Source organism: Rhodobacter capsulatus (assembly GCF_052363175.1).
In the GTDB taxonomy this organism is placed as follows: Bacteria; Pseudomonadota; Alphaproteobacteria; order Rhodobacterales; family Rhodobacteraceae; genus Rhodobacter; species Rhodobacter capsulatus_D.
The window spans coordinates 3,929,166-3,946,088 of the sequence record NZ_CP198946.1 but is presented as its reverse complement, the minus strand read 5'-3'; the positions used below and the strand labels follow the sequence as shown (position 1 = coordinate 3,946,088).

22 protein-coding genes are annotated in these 16,923 nt (G+C 62.6%); 16 read left to right on the top strand and 6 right to left on the bottom strand.

Annotation, left to right across the window (positions count from 1 at the left end; genetic code table 11):
* Positions 1-102: 102 nt before the first annotated feature.
* The 3 genes from rpsT to mutM form a co-directional block, all read right to left on the bottom strand.
* Positions 103-369, bottom strand: coding sequence for a 30S ribosomal protein S20 (rpsT, locus tag ACTTAI_RS20485; RefSeq protein ID WP_444453507.1), 267 nt, complete (start codon positions 367-369; stop codon positions 103-105).
* A gap of 149 nt (positions 370-518) precedes the next feature.
* The gene (locus ACTTAI_RS20480; protein WP_444453506.1) at positions 519-1,295 is read right to left on the bottom strand and encodes an enoyl-CoA hydratase; all 777 of its coding nucleotides are present in this window, start codon (positions 1,293-1,295) and stop codon (positions 519-521) included.
* A gap of 81 nt (positions 1,296-1,376) precedes the next feature.
* The gene (gene mutM / locus ACTTAI_RS20475) at positions 1,377-2,222 is read right to left on the bottom strand and encodes a bifunctional DNA-formamidopyrimidine glycosylase/DNA-(apurinic or apyrimidinic site) lyase (protein ID WP_444453504.1); all 846 of its coding nucleotides are present in this window, start codon (positions 2,220-2,222) and stop codon (positions 1,377-1,379) included.
* Positions 2,223-2,297: 75 nt separating this feature from the next.
* Between mutM and ubiE the strand changes: the two genes are divergently transcribed.
* Positions 2,298-3,050 (top strand): bifunctional demethylmenaquinone methyltransferase/2-methoxy-6-polyprenyl-1,4-benzoquinol methylase UbiE, encoded by a 753-nt coding sequence (gene ubiE, locus ACTTAI_RS20470; protein WP_013069227.1) that lies wholly within the window; start codon positions 2,298-2,300, stop codon positions 3,048-3,050.
* Position 3,051: 1 nt separating this feature from the next.
* Positions 3,052-4,575, top strand: coding sequence for a 2-polyprenylphenol 6-hydroxylase (gene ubiB, locus ACTTAI_RS20465; protein ID WP_444453503.1), 1,524 nt, complete (start codon positions 3,052-3,054; stop codon positions 4,573-4,575).
* On the opposite strand, the gene ACTTAI_RS20460 is transcribed toward ubiB, so the two are convergent.
* Both ACTTAI_RS20460 and ACTTAI_RS20455 read right to left on the bottom strand, forming a co-directional pair.
* Positions 4,576-5,256, bottom strand: a complete 681-nt coding sequence (locus ACTTAI_RS20460; RefSeq protein WP_444453501.1) for a flagellar hook capping FlgD N-terminal domain-containing protein — start codon at positions 5,254-5,256, stop codon at positions 4,576-4,578. It lies immediately after the preceding gene.
* 11 nt (positions 5,257-5,267) lie between these two features.
* Positions 5,268-7,592 carry a flagellar hook-length control protein FliK gene (locus tag ACTTAI_RS20455; protein WP_444453499.1) on the bottom strand — a complete coding sequence of 775 codons (2,325 nt, stop codon included), beginning with the start codon at positions 7,590-7,592 and terminating at the stop codon, positions 5,268-5,270.
* A 110-nt stretch (positions 7,593-7,702) separates the two neighbouring features.
* Here ACTTAI_RS20455 and ACTTAI_RS20450 point away from each other — a divergent pair, with 110 nt between their 5' ends.
* The 6 genes from ACTTAI_RS20450 (at position 7,703) to ACTTAI_RS20425 (ending at position 11,428) form a co-directional block, all read left to right on the top strand.
* Entirely contained in the window at positions 7,703-7,999 is a 297-nt protein-coding gene (locus tag ACTTAI_RS20450) for a rod-binding protein (RefSeq protein ID WP_444453497.1), read from the top strand.
* A complete protein-coding gene (locus tag ACTTAI_RS20445; RefSeq protein ID WP_444453495.1) occupies positions 7,989-8,333 on the top strand; it encodes a hypothetical protein in 345 nt (114 codons plus the stop codon). Before ACTTAI_RS20450 ends, ACTTAI_RS20445 begins: the two co-directional genes overlap by 11 nt.
* A 239-nt stretch (positions 8,334-8,572) precedes the next feature.
* Positions 8,573-9,733 carry a flagellin N-terminal helical domain-containing protein gene (locus ACTTAI_RS20440; RefSeq protein ID WP_444453493.1) on the top strand — a complete coding sequence of 387 codons (1,161 nt, stop codon included), beginning with the start codon at positions 8,573-8,575 and terminating at the stop codon, positions 9,731-9,733.
* 86 nt (positions 9,734-9,819) lie between these two features.
* On the top strand, positions 9,820-10,197 hold the full coding sequence (flaF, locus tag ACTTAI_RS20435) for a flagellar biosynthesis regulator FlaF (protein ID WP_444453491.1): 378 nt from the start codon (positions 9,820-9,822) through the stop codon (positions 10,195-10,197).
* Complete coding sequence (gene flbT / locus ACTTAI_RS20430; RefSeq protein WP_444453490.1) at positions 10,194-10,598, top strand: flagellar biosynthesis repressor FlbT; 405 nt, start codon at positions 10,194-10,196, stop codon at positions 10,596-10,598. Before flaF ends, flbT begins: the two co-directional genes overlap by 4 nt.
* Complete coding sequence (locus tag ACTTAI_RS20425) at positions 10,595-11,428, top strand: DUF1217 domain-containing protein (protein ID WP_444453489.1); 834 nt, start codon at positions 10,595-10,597, stop codon at positions 11,426-11,428. The genes flbT and ACTTAI_RS20425 overlap by 4 nt, the downstream gene beginning before the upstream one ends.
* Before the next feature lie 25 nt (positions 11,429-11,453).
* On the opposite strand, the gene ACTTAI_RS20420 is transcribed toward ACTTAI_RS20425, so the two are convergent.
* A complete protein-coding gene (locus ACTTAI_RS20420; RefSeq protein WP_444453487.1) occupies positions 11,454-12,776 on the bottom strand; it encodes a FliI/YscN family ATPase in 1,323 nt (440 codons plus the stop codon).
* Positions 12,777-12,868: 92 nt separating this feature from the next.
* Here ACTTAI_RS20420 and ACTTAI_RS20415 point away from each other — a divergent pair, with 92 nt between their 5' ends.
* The 8 genes from ACTTAI_RS20415 to flgH are packed head-to-tail and all read left to right on the top strand — an operon-like array spanning position 12,869 to position 16,921.
* Positions 12,869-13,255, top strand: coding sequence for a FlgB family protein (locus ACTTAI_RS20415; RefSeq protein ID WP_444453485.1), 387 nt, complete (start codon positions 12,869-12,871; stop codon positions 13,253-13,255).
* 2 nt (positions 13,256-13,257) lie between these two features.
* Entirely contained in the window at positions 13,258-13,653 is a 396-nt protein-coding gene (gene flgC / locus ACTTAI_RS20410; protein WP_444453483.1) for a flagellar basal body rod protein FlgC, read from the top strand.
* Positions 13,654-13,679: 26 nt separating this feature from the next.
* On the top strand, positions 13,680-13,976 hold the full coding sequence (gene fliE / locus ACTTAI_RS20405; RefSeq protein ID WP_444453482.1) for a flagellar hook-basal body complex protein FliE: 297 nt from the start codon (positions 13,680-13,682) through the stop codon (positions 13,974-13,976).
* A gap of 1 nt (position 13,977) precedes the next feature.
* Positions 13,978-14,244 carry a flagellar biosynthetic protein FliQ gene (locus ACTTAI_RS20400; protein ID WP_444453480.1) on the top strand — a complete coding sequence of 89 codons (267 nt, stop codon included), beginning with the start codon at positions 13,978-13,980 and terminating at the stop codon, positions 14,242-14,244.
* A gap of 3 nt (positions 14,245-14,247) precedes the next feature.
* Positions 14,248-14,961, top strand: a complete 714-nt coding sequence (locus ACTTAI_RS20395) for a flagellar hook-basal body complex protein (RefSeq protein WP_444453478.1) — start codon at positions 14,248-14,250, stop codon at positions 14,959-14,961.
* A gap of 12 nt (positions 14,962-14,973) precedes the next feature.
* The gene (flgG, locus tag ACTTAI_RS20390; protein WP_444453476.1) at positions 14,974-15,759 is read left to right on the top strand and encodes a flagellar basal-body rod protein FlgG; all 786 of its coding nucleotides are present in this window, start codon (positions 14,974-14,976) and stop codon (positions 15,757-15,759) included.
* The gene (gene flgA / locus ACTTAI_RS20385; RefSeq protein ID WP_444453474.1) at positions 15,759-16,184 is read left to right on the top strand and encodes a flagellar basal body P-ring formation chaperone FlgA; all 426 of its coding nucleotides are present in this window, start codon (positions 15,759-15,761) and stop codon (positions 16,182-16,184) included. The genes flgG and flgA overlap by 1 nt, the downstream gene beginning before the upstream one ends.
* Before the next feature lie 11 nt (positions 16,185-16,195).
* Positions 16,196-16,921, top strand: a complete 726-nt coding sequence (flgH, locus tag ACTTAI_RS20380) for a flagellar basal body L-ring protein FlgH (protein ID WP_444453472.1) — start codon at positions 16,196-16,198, stop codon at positions 16,919-16,921.
* Positions 16,922-16,923: the final 2 nt, after the last annotated feature.

Below are 16,923 nucleotides of genomic sequence, written 5' to 3'. Positions count from 1 at the left end.
CAGGGCCGCAACACTATTATCAAGACGTTGAAATTAAAGAAATAAAACGGCGCCCCAAAGATGGGACGCCGTTTACGAAGATTAACTTCCGAGATCGGAAGATTAGTTCGACAGGGCCTTCACGCGAGCCGAGAGACGCGACATCTTGCGGGCCACGGTGTTCTTGTGCAGCACGCCTTTGGTGATGCCGCGCGCCAGTTCGGGTTGCGCGGCTTCAAGGGCGGCCTTGGCCACACCGGCGTCGCCCGAGGCGATCGCTTCTTCGACTTTGCGCAGGAAGGTGCGGATGCGCGAACGGCGGGCTTTGTTGATGTCGTTGCGACGCTCGTTCTGACGAGCGCGTTTCTTGGACTGGGGCGTGTTGGCCATGTTTCCCTATTCCCGGGCTGAAGCGAATATGTATAGCGCAAAGCCCGGTCGTCCCAGCGAACCGGATGATTCTAGCCTGAGCGGGCTCCACGCGCATGTGACGGTGGCTGTTAGGGCAAAATCGGCCGAAAGGGAAGTCCTTTTCGCCCTTATTTGTCGGTGAACTTCGCCGGGCGTTTCTCGGTGAAGGCGGCCATGCCTTCCTTTTGATCCTCGGTTGCGAAAAGCGCGTGAAACACCCGGCGTTCATAAAGCACGCCTTCGCGCAGCGTGGTTTCATAGGCGCGGTTGACACAATCCTTGGCCACCATCGTGGCAATCGCCGATTTCGCCGCAATCTTGCGCGCGGTGGCCAGCGCCTCGGGCACCAGTTCGGCAACCGGCAGCACGCGGCTGACCAGGCCCGAGCGTTCCGCCTCAGCTGCATCCATGAAGCGACCGGTCAGATGCATTTCCATCGACTTCGACTTGCCGACGAAGCGGGTCAGCCTTTGCGTGCCGCCGATCCCCGCGACGACGCCCAGATTGATCTCGGGCTGGCCGAATTTCGCATTCTCGGCACAGAGGATGAAATCGCACATCATCGCCAGTTCGCAGCCGCCGCCCAAGGCATAGCCCGCCACCGCCGCGATGATCGGTTTGCGCGTGCGCAGGATCGCGTCGCCCTCGGTGCCGAAGAAATCCAGCTTGAGCATGTCGACAAAGCTCTTGTCGGCCATTTCCTTGATGTCGGCCCCCGCGGCAAAGGCCTTGTCCGAGCCGGTCAGCACGAAGCAGCGCACGGCCGGATCGGTGTCGAGGGTCTTCAGCACCTCGGCCAATTCGCCCAGCAGTTGGGAATTCAGCGCATTCAGCGCCTCGGGCCGATTGAGGCGGATCAGCGCCACGCCATCTTCGATTTCCACGATCAAGGTCTGATAGGACATGGGATTCCCTTTGCTGGTGATGGGCAAGAGGTAACAGTCAGAGGCCGAAACTCAACCGGGCGCGGCGGAATTGCCGCTGCGTCACTTCTGGCAGGCGGGGCAGAAATAGCTCGATCGGCCCGATTGCACGATGCGCTTGATCGGCGTGCCGCAGCTGGGGCAGGGCTCGTCTTCGCGGTCATAGACCCGGAAGCTGTGCTGGAAATAGCCCAGCTCCCCATCCGCCTGACGATGATCGCGCAAGGACGATCCGCCCGCCTCGATCGCCTCAGAAAGAACCTCGCGAATGAGCGGCACCAGCGCCGCCAGCCGTGCCGCCGAAATCCGGTTCGCCGCTCGACGCGGGTCGATCCCGGCGCGGAAAAGCACCTCCGACACATAGATATTGCCGAGCCCGGCGACGACATGCTGATCCAGCAGCGCTGTCTTGATCGGGCTTTTGCGCGATTTCAGCGCCTCGATCAGATAGGCCTCGTGGAAGTCATTGCCGAAAGGCTCCGGCCCCAGCCCGGACAGCAGCCAATGCGCGGCTTCCCGGTCGGTGCGGACCAGATCCATCGCCCCGAACCGCCGTGCGTCGTTGAAGGTGACACGGGCGCCCCCCTCCATATGCAGCACTACATGGTCGTGCTTTTGCGCCGCCGGATGATCGAGGTGAAAATCGCCGAGCATCACGCCCGAGACCAGCATCCGCCCCGACATCCCCAGATGAATGAGCAGGCTTTCCCCGGTCGACAGATCCGCCAGGATGTATTTCGAGCGCCGCCGCAGCAGCGTCACCCGCGCCCCGGTCAGCCGCGCGGCCATGGCCTCGGGCAGCGGCCAGCGCAGATCGGGGCGGTTCACCTCGGCCCGATCGATCACGCGCCCCTCCATCGCGGGGGCAAGGCCGCGCCGGACCGTCTCGACCTCGGGCAGTTCTGGCATTTTCGCTCCTGTCGCATTGTCACCGCTGAAACCGACCCTATAAGGAGGGGGACAGTTCAAGATCGGCAAGGGCAGATGAGCACGGATCAGACCAAGACGACTCATTTCGGGTTCCAGACGGTGAACGAAGAGGCCAAGGCCGGGATGGTCCATGGCGTCTTTTCGCGGGTGGCCTCGAAATACGACATCATGAACGATCTGATGAGCATGGGCATCCATCGGATCTGGAAGAATGCGATGATGGACTGGCTGGCCCCGCGCCCCGAGCAGAAGCTGCTCGATGTGGCGGGCGGCACCGGCGACATCGCTTTCCGGTTCCTCAAACGCGCCAAGGGCTCGACCGCGACCGTCTGCGACATGACGGAATCGATGCTGATCGAGGGCCAGAAACGCGCCGATGCCGAGAACATGGCCTCGCGGCTGAACTGGGTCGTCGGCGATGCGATGGACCTGCCGTTCGAAAGCAACAGCTTCGACGTCTACACGATTTCCTTCGGGATCCGGAACGTCACCCGCATTCCCGATGCGCTGAAAGAAGCCTATCGCGTGCTGAAACCGGGCGGGCGGCTGATGGTGCTCGAATTCAGCCAGATCCCGAACGATCTGATGCAGGCGGTCTACGACGCCTATTCCTTCAACGTGATCCCGGTGATGGGGCAGGTCGTGGCGAATGACCGCGACAGCTACCAGTATCTGGTCGAGTCGATCCGCAAGTTCCCGAACCAGGAGCTGTTTGCCTCGATGATCCGCGAAGCGGGCTTCAGCCAGGTCAAATATCGCAACCTTTCCATGGGCATCGCCGCGCTGCACTCGGGTTGGAAGGTGTAATATGCGCGGCCCGCACAATCTGTGGCGGCTGATCCGCACGGGGGCAACCTTCGAGCGGACCGGCGCCATGCGCGTGGCGCTGGAAGCGATGGAGGCGCCGCCGCGGCTGCGCCTTGTCGCGCGCATCATGGGCTGGCCGTTCAAATGGCTGGGCTATGCGGGCGATCCCGCGCTGCCGCCAGTGACGCGGGCGATCACCGCGCTGGGTCCCGCCTATATCAAGCTGGGTCAGGTGCTTTCGACCCGCCCCGATGTGGTGGGCGAGGAGCTGGCCGATCAGCTGCGCGTGCTGCAGGACCGTCTGCCGCCGTTTGACATTGCTCTGGCCAAGGCGACCCTGGCCGAGGAATACGGCCGTCCGGTCGAAGAAATCTTCTCCGAGTTTTCCGAACCGGTCGCGGCGGCCTCGATCGCGCAGGTGCATTCGGCGCGGCTCCTTGAGACCGGCGAGAAGGTGGCGGTCAAGGTGCTGCGCCCGGGCATCGAAAAGGCCTTCAAGCGCGACATCGACGCCTTCCATTTCGCCGCGAACATGATCGAGCGGCTGTCTCCGGCCTCGCGGCGGTTGCGGCCCTCGGATGTGATCAAGCATTTCGAAGATCTGGTGGCCGGGGAGCTGGATCTGCGGCTGGAAGCGGCGGCGGCCTCGCAATTCGCCGCCAATACCGAAAAGGATGCGGGGTTCCGCGTGCCGCTGCCGGTCTGGCAGCTCTCGAGCCGCCGGGTGATGGTGATCGACTGGGCCGAGGGGCTGCCGATGGGCGATCCCGAGGCGCTGAAGGCCGCGGGCCATGACGTGACCGCGATCGGCACGCGGGTGCTGCAGCTGTTCCTGTCCCACGCGCTGCGCGACGGCTATTTCCACGGTGACATGCATCAAGGCAACCTGAAGGTGGCGGAAAACGGCGACATCATCGCCTTCGATTTCGGCATCATGGGGCAGATCGACCAATACACCCGGCATGTCTATGCGGAAATCCTGATGGGCTTCATCCATCGCGATTACCGCCGCGTGGCCGAAGTGCATTTCGAGGCGGGCTATATTCCGCCCGATCAGGACGTGGTGCAATTCGCGCTGGCGCTGCGCGCGGTGGGCGAGCCGATCTTCGGGATGAATGCCAAGCAGATCTCGATGGCGCGGCTTTTGGCCTATCTCTTCGAGGTGACCGAGCGCTTCGGCATGGCGACGCGGACCGAGCTGATCTTGCTGCAACGCACGATGGTGGTGGTCGAGGGGGTGGCACGCTCGCTCAACCCCGGGATCAACATGTGGGAAACCGCGAAGCCCGTCGTCGAAAGCTACATCCGCGAGAACGTCGGCCCGCGCGGCATCCTGCGCGATCTGACCCGCACCGCGCGGGTTTTGGGTCGGTTCGGGCCGCAACTGCCCGAGCTGATGCAGAAGGCGCTTGAGCGGCAGGTGCAACCCGAAGAAAAGCCCGAGCCGAAATCGGCTCAGGCTTTGGGGGCGGTCAGCGCAGTGCTGATCCTTGCCGCGGGCGTGGCGCTTGGGCTTCTGATCTGATCAGTCGGCCTCGCGCAGCGCGGTGATCGACCCGGTCGAGACCGTGCCGCCCCCGGCCAGAACAAGAACGGCCCCGTCACTGGTCCCCTGCGCTTCGACGACCCGGTTGTAGGTCTCGACCGGATCAGTCGAGAGCAGGGTTCCGTTCTTGTAGCTTTCCAGCTCGAACGTATAGTTTCCGGCCGGTAGCGCGTTGCCATCGGCATCGGTGCCATTCCATTCGATTGCATCGCTCGACACATCGATGCTGTACCGCGAGACTTCATTGCCATCCGCATCGCTGACCACCACCGTGGTGGCATCGGCGCCCGTAACCGGGTTTGGCGAGATCGTCACCGGATTGGTTCCATCGAAATAACCCGCGGATTCCGAGCGGGCTTCCATGCCCACCCAGCTCGCATATTCGCTCATCCCCATCACGCCCAACTGGCTGGCAAGGCTGGTCAGCAGATCGTTCGTCTTCACCTGCTGTTCGACCTGCGAAAACGTCGCCAGCTGCACCGCGTAATCGGAGCTGTCCATCGGGCTGGTCGGATCCTGGTTCGTCATCTGCGTTGTCAGCAGCTTCAGGAACATCTCGTAATCGGAGCTGACGCTGGTCGAGGTCGAGCTGGAGCTCGAGGAAGACGAACTGGACGAACTCGAGCTGCTGGTCGAGGTGGAGGAGGTAACACTGGTCATGGGGCTCTCTTTCAGATTCTCAGGTCGAGCCCGCCCGAAGCGGTGCGGGGCGAGGATTGAAGGGCGATGGAGGTGGTATCGAAGCGGGCCACGACCTCACGGTCCGGTGTGGCTTGTTTCTGGGCTGTTTCCGCGGCGGCTTGCTGTTGCGCCGATGGACGTTGATCGGCCTGCTGGCCGAAGTCGAACTCGATGTTCGAATAGCCCATGTCACGGAAATCACGGGCAAGGCTATCGATGTTGCGCCGCATGAGATCGAGCGTCTCCTGCCGTTCGGCCTGAACCGAAACGGTGATGGCGCCATCGCTGCTGTGCAGGGTCATCCGCACCTTTCCCAGCTCTTCGGGCGTCAATGTCAGTTCCACGGTCCGGTTGCCGGCATCGGCCAGCGCATGCGACATCTGATGTGCGATCGCATGCGGACTGGCCGCCGCCCGATGCGTGCCGGTTGCGGTCCCGGCATCGCCGCTCAGGATCTGCGCGCTGCGCTCGGCAAGGCTGGTCGTGCCGGTGGCGCCCAAGGACAAGGGGCCGCCCGATGTGGTTGCGGACAGGCTCTCGACCTTGTCGGCGGCGGGCGCCACGGCCACATCGGCGGTCTTGATCGAAGCATCGGCCACCACACCGGAGCTCTGGGCCCCCGAGTCGCTGCGATCCTTGACCGAAGAGGCCTCTTTCGTCTCGCGCAGCCTTGTTGCGCGTGGTTGTGCATCGGTCGATTGACCTGCCAAGGCCGCAGGTTGCGACGGAGTGACTGGGCTCGTCGTGGCCATGTCCGCGGTCGTCTCCGTTCCTGAAGTCGATTTCGCCTGCGCCGTGGTCATTTGTGCGGTGTCGGTGGCCTCTGCGCCATCGGTGCTCTGCGTTGGCGCGACCCTCGGGCTCGATGCATCTGCAGCTGAGGTGACCGAGGGCATTTGCGCCTTGGGATCGTTGCCCGCGCTGGCAGTCTGGGATGCAAGCGCAGCCCTGATACGCGATTCGGCCAGTGACTCCCGCGGCGCGGATGCTGCCGGGGTGTCAGATTGTTGCAGGACACGCACCGAAACAGCCTGCGACAGTGATGGCGGCTTCTGCTCCGTCGTTTTCCCTGCTGCGGATGTCTGTGCCGTGCCTTCGGTTTTCGTGCTTTTCTCCGGGGAAGAGTTGCGGACGGACGGGCTCGTATTTGCCGCCGCGGCGGAGGCAGCTTGTCCGGCGCTGCTCGGCGACGTGGCCGCCATCAGCGCGGCAGTTTGTCTTGCGCTTTCCCCATTCGCGACACCGGCCAGGGCGGCCCCCTGTTCGGCGGCAATCTGTGCCTGTGCCGCCGACGAAGAGGCCGTCATCTGAGGGGACGTCACTGCGGTGGAAGAACTGCCGGGCAGTGTCGTTTCGGCCCGGGCGGCCTGATCTCCGGGCACAGCGACGAAAGCCGACGGCTTTCCTGCGTTCGTCGCGTCGCTCGCGGTTGCCGTGGCCGCACGTTCCTTCTCTTTCGATGTATGGGCCACCTGCGCCGAGGATGTCATCGACTCCTGGCCATCCAAGGTTTTGACCGCAGAAAGAGTTTCTGAGGCGATGTTGGCCGTTTTGTCAGGAGTGGTCAGGGGGGCAGCAGAGGCCTTGTCCGTGTCGTAAGCTTGCGCCTCCTGAGCGGCTGGCAGGGAGATCGTCTTTGTCGGGGCCTGATCGCTTGCAAGGGCTGCTGCGTTTGCCTGTGCCCCACCTGTCACCGCTGGCGCGATTTCTTCTGACGAGGTTCCCTTTGCCGAAGAAGGCAGATCGCTGATGGGGACCAGGACCATGGCCGCGACGGTAGAGGCCGTCGTATCCGCTTCGGGCCGTGTCTGTTTCTGCGCTTTGGACGGTTCGCCTTTGGGAGATTCGCTCGGAGTCGACGCAAGGGGGGCCGCCGTCGCGGAAAGTTCGGCACCATTGGGTAAGAGCGAAAAGGCAACAGCCGCTTCATGTCCGGCGAGACGGTTCTCTGCCGGAGTGGCGACTGCGACGGTCTGGGGGATGGCATCAGGATTCTGCGCGTCCACAGCGACCACGTTTTGCAAGGTGCCTTGCAGCGCCGAGATGGCGGTGCCCGGGGCACCTGAGCGGGCAAGCTCAAGCATGTCGGAGACGGCCGCATCCGCTTCCATCTCGGCCTGTGCCGCTGTCGCTTTGGTCAGTTCGGCCCCGCTTTTCTTCCCCGCAGACCCAGCCGATTCGGCGAGGATCGTTGCGAAGGCATCATGCCTTTCTGTCGCCGCATGATTGCCGGTGGCGCCATCAACGGCCCCTCCCTCCGCCGGAGAAATGGCGGAAAGAAACGAGATCTGATCCGAGAGAGCGAGTGTTTTCATGGCCTCACGACTTCTGCCTGTGACCCGCTCAGAATGGCAGCAGGAGGTTACTGCTTCTTTACCCAGTTATGGGAGAACAAGATGAAATCGGTTCAATTGGAGCGATTCCCATGGAGATCCGGCCTGTTACGGCCACCGCCACCTCTGCCTCCTCCGAGAGCAAGGTGAAGGACGAAGCGGCACTGCGCCGCAAGGCGCAGGACCTTGAGGCCAGTTTTCTGGCCGAAATGCTGAAATACACCGGTCTCGGAAAGAGCGAGGGCGGTTTCGATGGCGGCGTAGGAGAGGAGCAGTTCTCCTCGTTCCTCGTCGACGAATACGCCAGCAAGATGGTCAAGGCCGGAGGAATCGGTCTTGCCGAGAGCATCTTCAAATCGCTGCAGAAAGGAGCGGAGCATGCAGAATGAGACCGAGGACCGGATCGCCCGGCTGATTGACCTGTTGCGTCTGGAGAAGGACGTGATCCGCAATGCCGAATTCGCGGCATTGCCCGAACTGATCGCGCGCAAGGAAAAGCTGCTCGATGAATTGCAGGGCACGCCCGCCCGGCTGCTGCTTGATGCACAGGAAATGGCGCTCGAGAACCAGCGTCTTCTGGATGCGGCGATCAAGGGGGTGCGCTCCGTTCAGGCGCGGCTCGCCGAGATCCGCGAGGCATCGAAAAGCTACATGAGCTATGATCAGAACGGAAAAGCGCGCAAGATCAGCCCCGAGGGTGGGTCGATTGAACGCCGGGCGTAAACCATTCTTCGAAAATCCGACGTATCCAGGGCCGTCCGAAAGGGCGGCCTTAGCACTTCGTTAGGTCTTCACATGCCAAGGTTCCCCTGCATCCCGAGGGGTGGCGCGGCAGGGCAGCGATGCGGCCGCATGGGTCAGAAAGCCGTAGGCGCCGTTTTACCGACGGCAAGTGAAACCCGGCGCAAAGCGCCAAAGACGAAGGACCTGACATGTCCAGCATTCTCACGAACACCAGCGCGATGGTTGCGCTGCAGACCCTCAAGGGCATCAACTCGAACCTGTCGAAGACCCAAGCCGAAATCTCGACCGGCAAGACCGTGGCCTCGGCCAAGGACAACTCCGCGGTCTGGGCCATCTCGAAAGTGATGGAATCTGACGTGAGCGGGTTTGAATCGGTTTCGACCAGCCTTGCCACCGGTCAATCGATGGTGTCGGTGGCTCGGACCGCGGTTGAATCGATCACGGACGACCTCAAGACGATCAAAGAGAAGATCGTTGCGGCGCAGGACCCGTCGGCCGACACCGGCAAGCTCAATGATGAGATCACTGAGCTGGTCAGCATGATCGAGTCGAAAGTGGCGGGCGCCCAATTCAACGGCGTGAACCTGATCAGCTCCGCGGGCTCGGAGACCATCCTCGGTTCGCTCGACCGTGCGAACAGCACGGTGACCGCCAACACGATCGACATCGCTCACCAGGATATGAGCACCGCCGCAACGGCACTGCCGACCGGGCAGGTTGCAGCGGGCGCGACAGCGGGCAACTTTGCCGCGGCTGGTGGCAACAAGGGGTCCGCGGCGATCGAAGCCGGTGGCGCCGCTGGCTTTGCGCTTTCGGGACTCGAAGTCGGTGAAACGGTCACCATGGCGATCGGCAGCAAGTCGTTCAGCTATACGGTCAGCCAAGCCGATGTGGACTCGGGCTCCGATGTGAACGAAGTTGCGACGGCGAACCTCTACAGCCAGGTGATGGATGCCGGGATCAGCGGCGTTACCGCGACCTATACCGCTGGCAGCGCCGATTTGACCGTCAATGTCGATTCGGACGAGACCCTCGGCGTCAACATGAGCGTAGCGATCAACGCCGCGGGTTCGGGTCCGCTGGCAGGGCTGAGCGGCTTCACCACGTCGAACACCGTTGCCGAGATCGAAACGATGATCAACGGCGCGATTGACGCGGCTGCTGCTTTCGGTGCGGTCGAATCGCGGATCGAAAGCCAGTCGAGCTTCGTCAGCGAGTTGAGCGACGCTCTGAAGAACGGTATCGGCGCCCTGGTCGATGCCGACATGGAAGAAGCTTCGGCTCGTCTGCAGGCCCTGCAGACCCAGCAGCAGCTTGGTATCCAGTCGCTCTCGATCGCCAACCAGCAACCGCAGTCGATCCTGTCGCTGTTCAAGTGATGACCTTCGGGGGGCGCCTTGGCGGCGCCCCCTTTGCCCGCGGCAAAGCCGCGATCTGACCCCTCTCGCCACTGGAAGGTATTCCTGTGAACGCCACGATTCTGGCCAAAACGGCCTATGCAAACCCCGGTCAGCCCACTCGCACCCTGCGCGGCACCGAATACGAAATCTTCGCGCGCGTGACCCATCGCCTCAAACAGGCGGCTGGATTGGAAAAGTCGAACTTCCCCGCGCTCGTACGTGCGCTTTATGACAACCGCCGTCTCTGGACCACCCTCGCGGTTGATGTTGCCTTGCCCGACAATGAACTTCCCGACACGCTCCGGGCGCGTATCTTCTATCTCAACCAATTCACCCAGGCGCACAGCGGCAAAGTCCTGAAGGGCGAAGCCACTGTCGACGTGCTCATCGACATCAACACCGCGATCATGCGTGGTCTTCGTCGGGAGGGGGGTGCGGAATGACCGGTCTCGTTCTCAAACTCGCCCCGAAAGAACGCGTGCTGATCAATGGCGCCGTGATCGAAAACGGGGATCGTCGGTCGCGTCTCGCGATCATGACGCCCAATGCGCATATCCTGCGTCTGCGTGATGCAATCCACCCTGAGGAAGTCAACACCCCGGTTCGTCGCGTCTGCTACATCGCGCAACTCGTGCTGTCGGGGGATGCCGAGCCCAGCGAGGCACGCATGCAACTTCTGCGTGGCATCGAGCAACTCAGTCAGGTTCTGACCGATCACGACAGCAGGGCGCATCTGACACAGGCCACTGCGGCCGTGCTGGAAGACCAGCATTACCAGGCGCTGAAATCCTTGCGCGCCCTTTTGCCGAGGGAGGAGCGGCTCCTCGCCGCCGGAAGCGCATGAGTTATACGCCGGTCATTCCGGCCAGCGGTTATGCGGGCTGGAAGCTCCTCAACCGAACCATGGAAAAGCAGAAGGCGGCGTTTGTCGCCTCTGCTGATATTCAGCGCGACGAAGACTATTTCCGCTCCAAGATCGGATCAATCACGACCGCCGAAGATCTTGTTGCCGATCGTCGGCTTCTCAAAGTCGCTCTTGGTGCCTTTGGCCTTGATGCGGATATCGACAACAAGTTCTTCATTCGCAAAGTTCTCGAAGGCAGCACGACGGACACAAAGGCGCTGGCCAACAAGCTTGCTGACAAGACCTATCTCAAACTGTCGACAGCTTTCGGTTTTGGCGACTCGGAGACCCCGCGCACGCAGCTGAGCGGATTTGCCGACGAGATCTTGCAGAAATACGAGACCCGGCAATTCGAAGTTGCCGTTGGCGATTCCGACGAGACCTATCGCTTCGCGATGTCGGCGCAACGCGAGCTTGCGGATCTGGCGGCCTCGTCGAGTTCCAACAATACGAAATGGTACAACGTGATCGGGTCTGATTCCCTGAGCGCGGTGATGCAGACGGCGCTCGGATTGCCCAGCAGCGTTGGGTCGCTTGATGTCGACCAGCAACTGGTCATCTATACTCAGAAGGCGGAATCCGTTCTGGGTAGCTCTGATTTTTCGATATTTTCGGATAGTGCGGTGATGGAAAAGACCATCCGCCTGTATCTTGTCCGGTCTCAGATCGCCCAGAACAGCACGACCACATCGGGCAACATTGCGCTGCAATTGCTGCAAGGAGCCTCATCGGGCGCTTCCAGCGCCTCTCTTCTGTCGAAACTCGTCTGATCGTGGGATGAGAGCCTGTCGGCTCTTATCCCGCCTGAGAGAGGGCCGCCGTAAGGCGTGAAAAGCTCGCCCGAGTGCCATCCGCCGCATCGCGCGCCAGAAACGCATCGAGCGCGGGCCAGACCTTGATGGCCGCGTCGATCACCGGATCGCTCCCGGCGGAATAAAGCCCGGCCTGAATCATCATCTCGGCCCGATCATAAGCGCCCAGAAGCTTGCGTGCTTTTGCGATCAGATCATTCTCAGCTGGGGTTGCCGCATCCGGCAGAGACCGCGAAACCGATCGCAGCAGATCGATGGCCGGAAAGCGGCCGCGCTCGGCAATCGCACGATCCAGAATGACGTGACCATCGAGCGTGCCGCGCAGGATGTCCGCGACCGGCTCTTCCATGTCCGACCCGGCGACGAGCACCGAGAAGACCGCGGTGATGTCTCCTGCGCCCTCCATTCCGGGGCCGGAGCGTTCGGCCAGCGACATGATCTGGTGCGAGGTCGAGGGGGGATAGCCGCGCAGGCTGGGCGGTTCGCCGGCTGCCAGAGCGACTTCGCGATGGGCCTCGGCAAAGCGGGTCACGCTGTCAGCCAGAAACAGCACATGCTTGCCCTGATCGCGGAAATATTCGGCGACCGTCATGGCCGACCAACCGCAGCGACGGCGCACCAGCGGGGACTGGTCGGAAGTTGCCGCGACGATGACCGACCGGGCCATGCCCTCCGGCCCCAGTGTCTTTTCGACGAATTCGCGCAGCTCGCGGCCGCGCTCGCCGATCAGCGCGATCACCACGACATCAGCGGCAACCCCGCGGGCGAATTTGGCCAGCAGCGATGATTTGCCGACGCCGGAGCCGGCAAAAAGACCGATGCGCTGCCCCCGCACGAGCGGCAGCATGGTGTTGAAGGCGTCGAGCCCGGTTTCAACCCGGTCTCCCAGACGGCGCCGGAAGGCGGCGGGCGGCGGAGAGGCACGGATGTTGCGTTCGATCCCGCCGCGTAGCAGCGGCCGACCATCGAGCGGGCGACCGAAGGGATCGACGATCCGCCCGATCCAGCTGTCGTCCGGCGCGATGCCGGTCTGCCCAAGCACCTCGACCCGGTCGCCGATCGCGACGCCGTCAACTGCGCAATCGGCCAGAAGCGTCACTGCGCCCCGACGCAGCGCGATCACCTCTGCCCCGAAGACGGCACCAGATTGCGTGTGAAGAAGGGCCCGGTCCCCGAGGGCCGCCCGGGCAGTCAGGCCGCTGACCTCGATCGTACCCTTGCCAACTTCGAAGACCCGTCCGACCGGATGCACGGCCCCCAGGTCGGCGATTTCAGCCTGCAGCCGTTCGAGTCCGTTCATCGCCATTCTGGCCTCCAGCATTTGAGTCGATTTCCTCGAAACGTTTTCTAAACGATTCTCTCTTAAGCCTTGGTTGATAGCTCGGAGGAGAAACCCCGATGTTCGAGAAACTCGAAGTTTTCCAGATGGCGCAGTCCATGGCCCGGCAGGCCTCGCTGCGCGAAGGCGCGATAGCGACCAATATCGCGAATGCCGATACCCCCGGGTATCGCGCCCGTGACGTGGCCTCCTTCGCCGATACCTACCAGACCGAACATGTGACGCCGATGCGGGCGACCCGGCCCGGGCATATCGGGTCAGATGGGTCCTACACCGTCTCTGTCGGGGAAGATCCCGACTCCGATTCCACCTCGCCCGACGGCAACGGGGTCGCGATTGAGGACGAGATGGTGAAGGCGGTCGAGGTCAAGCGTCAGCATGATCTCGCGCTTGCGATCTACAAGTCCTCTCTCAACGTCCTGCGCAGCAGTCTCGGGAAAGGGTGATCATGGGCGACTTCACTTCCACGCTTTCCGTTTCCGCCTCTGGCCTCAAGGCGCAATCGATGCGCCTGCGCCATGTGTCGGAGAACATCGCGAACGCCGACACCCCCGGATACCACCGCAAGGTGGTTCAATTCGAGGAAGTGGCGACGCAAGACGACGGCGCGGCCACCGGGGTGCAACTCGGTCCCGTCGAGCTCGACCAGAAGGATCTGTCCCGCATTTATGATCCGGGCAGCCCGCTGGCCGACAAGAACGGCTACTACGACGGCTCGAATGTCGATCTGGTGGTCGAAATCGCAGACGCGCGTGAAGCGCAGCGCAGTTACGAGGCGAACCTCAGAATGTTCGATCAGACCCGGCAGATGTCGGCCTCTCTGCTCGATCTGCTGCGTCGTTGAAACCCTGAAGACGAAGGAGGTCCAGAATGGACATCAAGACTTCTGTCGCGGCACAAGGCTATGCACGAGCCCGTTCAGCCGCAACGCCCCTGTCTGAAAGCACCGTTTCCGATCAGGGCGGTGGACTTGGCAAGGTCGCCACGAGCTTCCTCGAAACCATGCAGCAAAGCGAGGACACGGCGAAATCCGCGATGCTCGGCAATGCCGATCCGCATACGCTGGTGCAAGCGCTCGCCCAGACCGAACTGGCGGTCGAGACCGCGGTGACGGTGCGCAACAAGGTCGTCGAGGCCTATCAGGAAATCCTCCGGATGCCGGTGTGAGATGTCCGACACCGTCTTCTTCGACGCGATGCGGGAAGGTCTCTGGATCGCGGTGATGATCTCGGCGCCGATGCTGATCGTGGCACTCGTCGCCGGGGTTACCATCGGCCTCTTCCAGGCGCTCACCTCGGTTCAGGAGATGACGCTGACCTTCGTGCCGAAGGTCGGCGCCATGCTCATCGTCTTCTGGGTGTCGATGTCCTTCATGTCCGAAACCCTCGTCGATTTCTTCAAGTCGGGGATCATCCCGCTCATCGTCGGAAGCTGAGCCATGGACAACACGATCTACGCGGCCCTGTCGCGCCAATCCGGCCTGATGCGCGAGATGCAGGTGGTCGCCAACAACATGGCGAACATCACCACCACCGGGTTCCGCCGCGAGGGGGTGGTGTTCTCCGAATATGTCGATTCGCTTGATGGCAACGAGCCCTCCCTCTCGATGGCCTATGCAAGCGGACGCACGATCAATTTCGAAGAGGGTTCGCTTGCCTCCACCGGCAGCCCGCTTGACTTTGCCATTCAGGGCAAGGGCTTCTTCATGGTGGAAACGCCCGACGGCAATCAGCTGACGCGCGCGGGTAGTTTCATGCGCTCGTCCGAGGGTGAGCTGGTCACCCCCGAGGGCTTCCGCGTTCTGGACAATGGCGGCTCACCGATCTTCCTGCCCGCAGATCAGGGGCCGATCGCCATCGCCGAAGACGGAACCCTGTCGGCCAGGGGGCAGCCGCTGGCGCAGCTTGGCCTTTATGATCCGCAGACTTCGACGTCGCTCAGCCTGCAGGCAGGCACCCGTTTTGCCGTGCCCGAAGGCACTGTTCCTGCCGAAAATGCCCGCGTCATGCAGGGCTTCGTCGAGCAGTCGAACGTCGATCCGGTGTCCGAGATTGCCCGGATGGTCGAGGTGCAACGCGCCTACGAACTGGGTCAAAATTTCCTCGATCGCGAGGATGAACGCATTCGCAACGTCATCTCGACGCTGAAGTAAAGGAGACCCCCGATGCGCGCCCTGCAGATTGCCGCCACCGGGATGAGCGCCCAGCAGATGCGGGTCGAAGTCATCTCGAACAACCTCGCCAACATGTCGACCACGGGCTACAACGCCCGGCGCGCGGAATTCGCCGATCTGATGTATCAGCAGGCGACCCGTCCGGGCACGATCACCGCCAACGACGGCACCATCGTGCCGGCCGGGGTGCAGATCGGCCTGGGTGTGCGCCCGACCGCGGTCAGCATCAACCTGGCGCAGGGTTCTCTGACCCAGACCAGTGGCGATCTCGACATGGCGATCGACGGTTACGGCTTCTTCGAGGTGACGCTGCCTTCGGGTGCCTCGGCCTATACCCGCGACGGTGGGTTCAAGCGCTCGGCCGATGGGCAGATCGTCACTTCGGACGGCTATCCGCTCGTGCCCGGCATCACCCTTCCCTCCGATGCGACGACGATCTCGATCAACGCCGCGGGCGAGGTCTATGCCTATTTCAACAATCAGGTGCAGCCGCAGCTGCTGGGTCAGATCACGCTGGCGGGCTTCACCAACGAAAAGGGCCTCGAGGCGATCGGTTCGAACCTGTTCCTTGAAACCGAGGCTTCGGGGGCGCCCACCGTTGCGGTGCCGGGCACCAGCGGGCTTGGCGTGATCAAGCAGGGGTATCTTGAGGAAAGCTCGGTCGATGCGGTGCGCGAGATCACCGAACTGATCAAGGCGCAGCGCGGCTACGAGATGAACGCCAAGGTGATCACCGCCGTCGACGAGATGTTGCAAGCGACGACACAGGTGCGCTGATGATCCGACTGGCCCTTTCCCTTCTGCTCTGCGGTTTTCCCGCCCTCGCCGAGGCCGGTTCAGTGATCGCCGCGCGGACCCTGCGTGCGCAGACCGTGATCACCGAATCGGATCTGGCCATCGCCGAGGACGAGGTGCCCGGCGCCTTGACCGATCCGACGGCCGCCATCGGTCTTGAGACCCGGAGAGCGATCTATCCACAGCAACCGATCAGCGCCGGAGATCTGGCGCCGCCCGCCGTCGTCGAACGCAACCAGATGGTGCCGATGGCTTATCAGGATGGCAGCCTGTCGATCACGACGGAGGGGCGTGCACTCGACCGCGGCGCCGTCGGCGACACGATCCGTGTGATGAACATCACCTCCAAGGTGACCCTTTTCGCGATGATTGGCGCCGATGGCGTCGCTTATGTCCAACCTCACTGAAAGTCCGTTCCATGCGCTCCATCCTTCTTGTCCTCATGGCCGTTTCGCTGGCCGCCTGCGGTCGGCTTGAGCAGGTCGGAAAGGCCCCTGATTTCAAGACTGTCGAAGGCAGCGACGAGTTCTTCGCGATGAACAGTCCGCCGATGCCGGATGACATCGCGCCGCGAACCGAGGCGCAGGAGGCTTCGCTCTGGTCTGGCAACCGTGGTTCCTTGCTCGGCGACCGTCGGGCCGCGAAGCGCGGCGACATCCTGACCGTGGTGATCGAGATCGACGACAAGGCAGAGATCTCGAACACCTCGGACCGGTCGCGGGCAAGCTCCGACACGATGGGGGTGCCCTCGATGTTCGGCATTCCGCAGCGTCTGAACTCGCAACTGCCGAGCGGCGCCTCGATGGACAGCGCCTACGAGACCAGTTCCGCCTCGTCCTACAAGGGCGATGGCTCGGTGGCGCGGAAAGAGAAACTGACCCTGCGCGTGGCGGCCACCGTGCTCGACCGGCTGCCGAATGGCGTGCTGCGGATCCAGGGCAGCCAGGAGGTCCGCGTCAACTTCGAGGTGCGCGAGCTGATCGTGACCGGCTTCGTGCGGCCCGAAGATGTCAGCCGCCAGAACGAGATCACCTACGACAAGATCGCCGGTGCGCGGATTTCCTATGGCGGCCGTGGTCAGATCACCGACGTGCAGCAGCCACGCTATGGCCAGCAGGTCGCCGATATCCTTCTTCCGTTCTGAGG

Bases quoted from the DNA above. Each gene is read 5' to 3' on its own strand.
- mutM (WP_444453504.1), bottom strand. From the start codon at position 2,222: ATGCCAGAACTGCCCGAGGTCGAGACGGTCCGGCGCGGCCTTGCCCCC.
- ACTTAI_RS20480 (WP_444453506.1), bottom strand. From the start codon at position 1,295: ATGTCCTATCAGACCTTGATCGTGGAAATCGAAGATGGCGTGGCGCTG.
- ACTTAI_RS20395 (WP_444453478.1), top strand. From the start codon at position 14,248: ATGGACAACACGATCTACGCGGCCCTGTCGCGCCAATCCGGCCTGATG.
- ACTTAI_RS20455 (WP_444453499.1), bottom strand. From the start codon at position 7,592: ATGAAAACACTCGCTCTCTCGGATCAGATCTCGTTTCTTTCCGCCATT.
- ACTTAI_RS20425 (WP_444453489.1), top strand. From the start codon at position 10,595: ATGAGTTATACGCCGGTCATTCCGGCCAGCGGTTATGCGGGCTGGAAG.
- ACTTAI_RS20445 (WP_444453495.1), top strand. From the start codon at position 7,989: ATGCAGAATGAGACCGAGGACCGGATCGCCCGGCTGATTGACCTGTTG.
- fliE (WP_444453482.1), top strand. From the start codon at position 13,680: ATGGACATCAAGACTTCTGTCGCGGCACAAGGCTATGCACGAGCCCGT.
- ACTTAI_RS20450 (WP_444453497.1), top strand. From the start codon at position 7,703: ATGGAGATCCGGCCTGTTACGGCCACCGCCACCTCTGCCTCCTCCGAG.
- ACTTAI_RS20460 (WP_444453501.1), bottom strand. From the start codon at position 5,256: ATGACCAGTGTTACCTCCTCCACCTCGACCAGCAGCTCGAGTTCGTCC.
- flgG (WP_444453476.1), top strand. From the start codon at position 14,974: ATGCGCGCCCTGCAGATTGCCGCCACCGGGATGAGCGCCCAGCAGATG.
- flgC (WP_444453483.1), top strand. From the start codon at position 13,258: ATGGGCGACTTCACTTCCACGCTTTCCGTTTCCGCCTCTGGCCTCAAG.
- ACTTAI_RS20400 (WP_444453480.1), top strand. From the start codon at position 13,978: ATGTCCGACACCGTCTTCTTCGACGCGATGCGGGAAGGTCTCTGGATC.
- flgH (WP_444453472.1), top strand. From the start codon at position 16,196: ATGCGCTCCATCCTTCTTGTCCTCATGGCCGTTTCGCTGGCCGCCTGC.
- ACTTAI_RS20415 (WP_444453485.1), top strand. From the start codon at position 12,869: ATGTTCGAGAAACTCGAAGTTTTCCAGATGGCGCAGTCCATGGCCCGG.
- flgA (WP_444453474.1), top strand. From the start codon at position 15,759: ATGATCCGACTGGCCCTTTCCCTTCTGCTCTGCGGTTTTCCCGCCCTC.
- ubiE (WP_013069227.1), top strand. From the start codon at position 2,298: ATGAGCACGGATCAGACCAAGACGACTCATTTCGGGTTCCAGACGGTG.
- ACTTAI_RS20420 (WP_444453487.1), bottom strand. From the start codon at position 12,776: ATGGCGATGAACGGACTCGAACGGCTGCAGGCTGAAATCGCCGACCTG.
- ubiB (WP_444453503.1), top strand. From the start codon at position 3,052: ATGCGCGGCCCGCACAATCTGTGGCGGCTGATCCGCACGGGGGCAACC.
- flbT (WP_444453490.1), top strand. From the start codon at position 10,194: ATGACCGGTCTCGTTCTCAAACTCGCCCCGAAAGAACGCGTGCTGATC.
- rpsT (WP_444453507.1), bottom strand. From the start codon at position 369: ATGGCCAACACGCCCCAGTCCAAGAAACGCGCTCGTCAGAACGAGCGT.
- ACTTAI_RS20440 (WP_444453493.1), top strand. From the start codon at position 8,573: ATGGTTGCGCTGCAGACCCTCAAGGGCATCAACTCGAACCTGTCGAAG.